General features: G+C 56.1%; 5 protein-coding genes. 1 reads left to right on the top strand and 4 read right to left on the bottom strand.

Features of this window, described 5'->3' with window-relative positions; all coding sequences use genetic code 11:
- Positions 1-262: 262 nt before the first annotated feature.
- The 3 genes from CSZ94_RS26440 to imuA are packed head-to-tail and all read right to left on the bottom strand — an operon-like array spanning position 263 to position 5,585.
- Complete coding sequence (locus CSZ94_RS26440) at positions 263-3,433, bottom strand: error-prone DNA polymerase (RefSeq protein WP_102124227.1); 3,171 nt, start codon at positions 3,431-3,433, stop codon at positions 263-265.
- Between the two features lie 3 nt (positions 3,434-3,436).
- The gene (locus CSZ94_RS26445; protein ID WP_102124228.1) at positions 3,437-4,909 is read right to left on the bottom strand and encodes a Y-family DNA polymerase; all 1,473 of its coding nucleotides are present in this window, start codon (positions 4,907-4,909) and stop codon (positions 3,437-3,439) included.
- Complete coding sequence (imuA, locus tag CSZ94_RS26450) at positions 4,842-5,585, bottom strand: translesion DNA synthesis-associated protein ImuA (RefSeq protein ID WP_102124229.1); 744 nt, start codon at positions 5,583-5,585, stop codon at positions 4,842-4,844. Before imuA ends, CSZ94_RS26445 begins: the two co-directional genes overlap by 68 nt.
- A 289-nt stretch (positions 5,586-5,874) precedes the next feature.
- Here imuA and CSZ94_RS26455 point away from each other — a divergent pair, with 289 nt between their 5' ends.
- Positions 5,875-6,051, top strand: a complete 177-nt coding sequence (locus CSZ94_RS26455) for a DUF3606 domain-containing protein (RefSeq protein ID WP_102124230.1) — start codon at positions 5,875-5,877, stop codon at positions 6,049-6,051.
- Positions 6,052-6,873: 822 nt separating this feature from the next.
- Here the strand turns inward: CSZ94_RS26455 and CSZ94_RS26465 are convergent.
- Positions 6,874-7,200: a hypothetical protein gene (locus CSZ94_RS26465; protein ID WP_146009909.1), complete on the bottom strand. Its 327-nt coding sequence runs from the start codon at positions 7,198-7,200 to the stop codon at positions 6,874-6,876.
- Positions 7,201-7,293 lie beyond the last annotated feature (93 nt).

A 7,293-nucleotide genomic window follows, 5' to 3' on the forward strand; every position in this document is an offset into this window, starting at 1 on the left:
CGGCTGTGAAGGGCTTGGGTCATGGCGCTGGCGGTGAGGTGACAGGAATCAACAGTGTACTCAACAGGCGCCTGGCTTTGAAGTAGGGCAAGCTGCGAATAGGAATATGATCACCCAATTCTAAACATTTAGGTGTTTGCTGCAATCATGAATGGTGGCTTTGGGGCGGAACCAGTCCTTCCTCGACACGGACTTGATGGCAGTCACCACCCGACTAAGCGCTGGCGATGACTGAGGAATGCTAAGCTACTGGGCCAGCTGGCTACTGGAAATCCCTCGATTTTGTCGAAATCTCACCAAGTAAATGGCTTAGGTCGACCAGGCGCTTCGCGACCAAGTGCCTCACACCACTGTCGGACTGCCAGATGCCGTAGACACCCAACAGTTCGGCGCTCATCACTTCACGGCGGTATTCCTCGACGAGGCTTGGCCAGCAAATTACGTTGACGGTGCCATGCTCGTCTTCCAGCGTAATAAATACCACGCCCTTCGCCGTACCTGGTCGCTGACGGACGGTGACGATGCCGCATGCGCGAGCGAGCTGCCGGTCCGAGAATCCCATTAGCACATCACTGGTAACGAAGCGGCGCTCAGTCAACGTAGCCCGTAAAAATGACAGCGGGTGGCTGCGCAGCGTGAGTCCAAGCCGTTTATAGTCCGTAACAACATCCTCTGCTTCTGTTGGTGCCTCGAGCTCCACCAGGTCTTCAGTAATTTCCGCCGGCCGGAGCAGCCCTTTGTCTGGAACACTAGACTTTGCCTGCCACATTGCTTGGCGCCGGTTCCCTGACAGGGTTTGAAGTGCGTCCCCTTGTGCCAATTTGTTCATATCGCCTTCGTCTAAGTTGGCACGATATGCGAGGTCGACAGGGCTCTTGAACGGCGCAATGGCGCGCGCTTCCTCTATGCGCCACGCGGCCTCCTGTTCCATGCCTTTGATAATGTTCAGCCCGAGTCTCACTGCAGGCTGTGTCCCTTTTGTTGGAGGCTCTAGTGTGGCGTCCCAGGTGCTAATGCAGACGTCCGGTGGTCGCACTTCAATGCCATTGCGCTGTGCGTCTTGGGCGAGAGAGGACGGTGAGTAAAAACCCATCGGTTGGCTGTTGAGTAGCGCTGCAAGAAAGGCCGCTGGCTCATGCCGCTTTAGCCAACACGATGCATAGGCTATCAGCGCAAATGAATGAGCGTGGGACTCGGGAAACCCGTATGCGGCAAATCCTTTTAGTTGACCGATGATGTTGTTGGCGAACGCTTCGTCGTATCCGCGTGTGAGCATGCCGGAAAGAAGGTCGTCCTCGAACTGTGCGAGGTTGCCTTTGCGCTGCCACGCTGCCATGGCTCGTCGAAGTGCATCTGCTTTGCCAGCGGAGAACCCAGCTGCAACCATGGCAATCGACATGACCTGTTCCTGGAAAATCGGCACGCCGAGGGTGCGCTGCAGGACACCCTGAATTTCATCGCTTGGATAGCTCACAGGTTCGAGGCCTTGCCGGCGCCGGATATAGGGCTGAATCATGCCGCCTTGTATTGGCCCTGGTCGAATAATCGCAATCTCGATTACTAGGTCGTAGAACGTACGTGGCTGCATGCGCGGCAGCATAGACATCTGCGCGCGGGACTCAATCTGAAACACTCCCATCGTCTCAGCTTCACAAATCATCTGGTAGGTTTCGGGGTCCTCGGCTGGGATATCGCCCAATTCAAACCTGCATCCACGCTGCTCGGAAACCAGTTCGAGCGCGCGACGTATACACGACAGCATGCCTAACGCAAGAAGGTCGATTTTCAATAGCCCTACCGCATCAAGGTCATTTTTGTCCCATTGGACGACGGTACGGTCTTCCATCGCTGCGTTTTCAATTGGTACCAGGCGAGACAGTTTCGTATGCGAGATGACGAAGCCACCTGGGTGCTGCGAAAGATGCCGCGGCATGCCCATCAGTGCGTTCGCGAGGTAACTCCATTTCTCGGCAATGGGCGAATCGGGGTCAAAACCACATTCCAGTAGACGCTGCTGCAAATCAGCGTGGCCACCCCACGAGTTGCGGGCTTTTGCGACTTTGTCTACCACGCTCAGGTCGACACCGAGCGCTTTGCCAACGTCACGCAATACCGATTTGGGCCGATAAGCAGTCACAACAGCAGTCAACGCCGCGCGCATGCGGCCGTATTTTTTGTAGACATATTGAAGCACCTCCTCGCGCCGTTGGTGCTCAAAATCGATATCGATGTCTGGTGGCTCATTCCTCTCTTTTGACATAAACCGTTCGAAGAGCAGTGTACCGCGCGACGGGTCCACCTCGGTCACGCCAAGACAGTAGCAGACAGCGCTATTTGCTGCGGAGCCTCGGCCCTGGCAGAGAATTTGTTGGGACCTGGCGAATCGCACAATGTCGAACACGGTTAGAAAATATGGCTCGTACCGTAGCTCTTCGATGATGCCCAGTTCATGCTCAAGCTGCGCATGGACGTTCTCTGGAATTCCGTGCGGGTAGCGCCAATGGGCACCAAGGTACGCTTCTGTGCGCAAATATGTTGCAGGCGTTTCGCCCTCGGGAACCAGCTCGTGCGGGTACTCATAGCGAAGTTCATCGAGCGAAAAATTGCAGAGCTTCGCCAGGCGCGTAGTCTCTGCTAAGGCTTCGCGGGGATACAGATTGCCCAAACGAAGGCGCGACCGCAGGTGTTGTTCGGCGTTCGGAGGCAGCTTGTAGCCGCACTGCGCGACAGGAATGACGTGGCGGATGGCGGTCATGGTGTCGTGTAGCGGTTTGCACGAGCGCACGTGCATTCTCACATCGCCTGTGGCAACAATCGGCATGCTGAATTCGCCGGCGATGTCGTCCACCAACTGACGGTGGACTCGGTCTTTGTTCCGATGGTGTAGCGTGAGTGCGATGCGGGCCCGGCCGGGCGCGCACTGTACAAGCCACGCAGCCTGGCGTGCGACTTCTTCGTATGTCGCGCCATATCTTGGCGATAGGATGAACTGGCAATCGGGCAGGCTACGAAGGTGAACGAGGTCGCCCACTGGCGTCGCAATATCGCGCGGCCGCACCAGATAATTCCCTTTATCCGCGCTCATCCGTCCAACGGTAATCAGTTCGCTCAAGTTGCCATAGCCGTTCTTGTTCGTGGCGAGAATGATGAGTCGAAATGGAGGACTCCCGTCTTCTGGGGTAACTTCCATTTGGCTCCCGATAATCAACGGCAGCTCAAGCTCCTTCGCGGCGACGTGAGCGCGAACGACGCCAGCGAGGGAACATTCGTCAGTGATGGCGAGGGCTGAGTAGCCGAGAAAATAGGCTCGTTCAACTAACTCTTCAGGTGCCGATGCACCTCGAAGAAAAGAAAAGTTGGACATGCATTGCAGCTCCGCATAGTCCGGCAAGGTAGCCCCAGAGGGCGCGGCCTTGGGCGGGATGGTGTGCATAGTTCACGCAAACAATCCGTGCAAATACCAGAGAACGTCGTCGCGAACCCGCTCTCGATAAATCCAGTAGCAGCTTTCATTGGAGGCTTGCGCAACATAGTAATCGCGCGCCGCCGTCTGGTCCGCCCACCAGCCTGCTTCTAATCGTTCGGGGCCTTCGATAAATCGCAGCGGACTCATGTAAAACGGACGCTCGTCGCGCATCAATAATTTAATCGGTTTGGGCAGTAACCAAAATGGACGCCCTTCGAGAATGTCTTCGATTTGCGAGCGCGGTTGCTTTGTCGTAGCGGACACCCAGCTGTTGCACACCTCTGGGCGGTAGTCATCCACGTTTGCGGGAACAAGCACATTTTCCGGACCGAGCCGAGCTATAAGCAATTCCAGCAGACGAGCAAAGTCTTGAGGTGAACCGCCTGGCTCCGGGAACAGTGATTCGTTTGGCGGCAACATCGCTTCGACATCGAGCACCTGCAATCGCAGCGCGATGACGGGGCGCTCCAATTCCACTTTGGCCAGCCGCTCCTTCAGCAGACGCACGAGATGTTGTTCCTGCCACGCCGGCTCGGCGAGGGCTATTTCAATTGGGGTTGGGGGTACGGCGGAACGGCCACGCTCGTGTTCCAGGAGCAGCGTGAATGTGCGCACTGACTGCTGCAATGAGACCAGCCACCCGACCAGTTGCAGGATGAGGCTGGTGGCGCCGTAGAGCAGAGCATCCGCATTCTCTACTCGACCGAACGTCTCCGCCCGTACGTTAAAGGTCAGCGGTGGCTTTATCCACTCGTGCATCTCTGGGGCCTCGCCATAGGCGCGGTCTAACGCGGCAAGAAGCTCTTTACTTGTGCGGCGGAGCAGTCCTGTACGCGGCAACTTGCGAAGCTGGCCTATGTGTTTAGCTCCGATATCGGTAAGCCAGTCGTGAAAGGGCCACGCAGCGGGAACGAGACCGCATGGCAATGCATCGAGTCGGCGGTGTAAGGTGGCAACAGACAGCGCGCGGCGCTGCAGTGTCAATCCTTTGATTCGATGACTGTGCGCCAGCAGCCATGCTCCCTCGGCGGTGGGCGCGGCTCCCAAGCGTGCAGTAAAGCCTAGCTCTTCGATGTTACGCATCACGCGGCGACACAGTGCATGAGGACCTCGAAACAGAGTGAGACTGGCGCTCACATCTAGCAGTACCGAGAAATCTGGCTGGAACGTCACTTCCGGTGTGTATTGCATCAGCGCGGTCGCGATTGCCTCCATCGCTCTGGTCTCTTGTTCCGGAGCGCGCTCTAGGGTTTGGGTGGCGGGTGATACAGCGGACACGCCGCCGGTGCGCATGCCCACGCGCACCCCGTCACGCGCTGCATCACGTGACATTGTCAGAACGGCGCCTTTGTCGATAACGACAAAGGCTGCGGCTTCAGACCATCGCGGACGCATACACTCGAGAGGTAGGAGTGGTAGGTACACACTCAACAGCATTTTCATTTTCAGGGACCGGCTTGTGGGCAACCGGCATGTCTACGAGTGGTATAAAAATCGGGGCGTCGCATGTCGGCCCTTGGCGTTTAATGATGTCTGCCGATACACCTCCAGCTGCAGGGCGCAGTGCAATGCGTAAAGGCGATACAGAAGCGTCTGAAGCCGCCGCCAGGGGCCGAACGAGCCATAACCAGGTATCGGTACTCTGAGCTGCGAGATTTAACCGCCTAAGTGACTCTGGACGCACGTTCGACTGCCAAATCACCACTGCCCCGCAACTGCCATTTTTGAGAATCTGTTCCGCAGACCACAAGGCGTCCGCTGAACTTTGCGGTCTCAACCACAACAGATTTCGGTTATTTAAATGCCACGACCGGCATGCCATCGAGTGGGGCAGATACGGCGGCTGTACGAATGCTATGCGCTCTTTTTGCGACAGCCTGGCCAGGCAGGGCTTCAGCAGTTGCATTTCGCCGATTCCATGTTGCTCGACCAGGAGCTCAACAAGAGATGAGCGCGGCCAGCCGCTATTGGGCAACTCCTTATCCAACTTCTCGTAGCCGGTGCCCACGGTGGTAGCGCGCGACACGGCGAGCTCACTGGCCCGCCATACGCTAGAGCGCAAGGCCTGGTCTAGAGCGACTTTGCTAGCAGGCGTTATTTCGAGTGGGGTGGCAATCATTGCTTTTTTTACCTGTGTTTATATACAGTATTTTTAGTATAGTCGGCTACTGTATGACCTAGCAAGGAGATTTTGTTGTCAACTTGAATTTAAAAATCGTTGAGGGTACCCATTGAACTCTAGGTGAAGATATGTTTTTAGCAATGAAAGACTGAGCAGGATAAGAGAAGGTTGCAAGCTCCCACTGTCACTGCGGCATGACGGTCTGGTGCAGCTTCCATCGTGCGGGAGCTAACAGAGGTGGGGCATTGTGAGTGTTACCGTAAGACTTATTTTAAGGAGAAGCGCTATGTCAGACGACTTGAATAATCGCGGTCAACAGGACCGCATCCGCATCAATATGCATGAAGAACACGAGGTTCGTTATTGGACACAGGAGCTGGGCGTGAGTCGCGACGAGCTGGCACAGGCTGTTAAGGACGTCGGCGTGATGGCTGCCGATGTGCGAAAGCACTTGGGCAGGTGACAAATGGAAGGCGCGCCCTTAAACTTCTCCATTTAGGGGCATTGCATGGCCTACCGGAAATTTCGAGGTAATCACAAGGCTTACGCAATCCATCGAGCAGGAGTCGCAATGGACCGCCTCATCGCAGCCACGACGCCAGAAGCGAAACGCCAGGCGGCACGCTGGGGCATGGCTTGGTTTGCTGCTGGTGGAAGTCCATCGTCAGCCAAGATGGCCTGAAGGTGCATGCTCATCGAAGCCTTCCAGGCCGAGAACTCGACGCTGGAGTATCATAGCGAGAGGCCAATATCGATGCAAAAGACAATATGAATACTGAACCCGGCGATGAGCTGCAAGACGAATCGGAAGCGGCGCTCTTTGCCGCGCTGCCATTAGATTTCCCACGTCCAAGCAACTTAGGGGCCGTTTCAGGCGCCCAGCCTAAATTTTCCATGAATCGGTACCAAGGCCGTTTCTACAGCCCTGGCTGCTCGCCGCCGGAGCTACTCGAGCGCTGGAACAACTGCGAAGACCTAGCACAACAGCTGTCCGTTAAGTCCCTTGAGTCCAAAGCCGGGAAACGCTCGCACATGTCAGAGACTGAGATTCTCGACCAATATTTGCCGCGACTGATTGCAACGGGCTGGGTATCCGAGCCAGAGGCCAGATGGGTAATGCGCCGAACCGCTGAACTGGTCGGATGGCAGGTTCCGCCATCCGCGTACCCCTGACTTGCTTCATGACCGGAGCACATGGCGATGATAATCCGACCACATCCGTACCAAGCCGCCGTGAGTTAAACGAAAGCCACCCTCAGGTGGCTTCGTCATTTATGCCTGGGCCTTAAGCTGCAATCGTCTCCGGCACTGCCGTCTCGTTCTGCCACTTTTCGAAGACTTTTTTGAAAACACGCGCCATCGGTGCTTCTTCAAAGTGGTACATCGAAGGTGCAAACTCCTTGAAATAGGTTTTGTGCAGGTCGCCCCAGCTCTGGACGTCGGGAGGCCGATGCTCACAGGCGATGGCGCCTTCGCTGACATGCCGGCGGTCGCTGTTGACGCCCTTGAGCAGTCGGCTCTTATTTTCAATCAGCCAGCGCTTGAACGACGTGGACCAGGTCCGCAACATTTTCTCCCCCCCCTCTGTCAAAATAGTTGTCGCCTCCAGCATTTGGAGTTCTAATCAGCCCTGGGGCGATGGATTTGACGATGACAAAATACACCAACGAGAAGAAAGAGCACGCGCTCAGCCAAATGAGCGCAC

Origin of the sequence: Janthinobacterium sp. ROICE36 (assembly GCF_002869965.1) — a bacterium.
Lineage (GTDB): Bacteria > Pseudomonadota > Gammaproteobacteria > Burkholderiales > Burkholderiaceae_D > Janthinobacterium.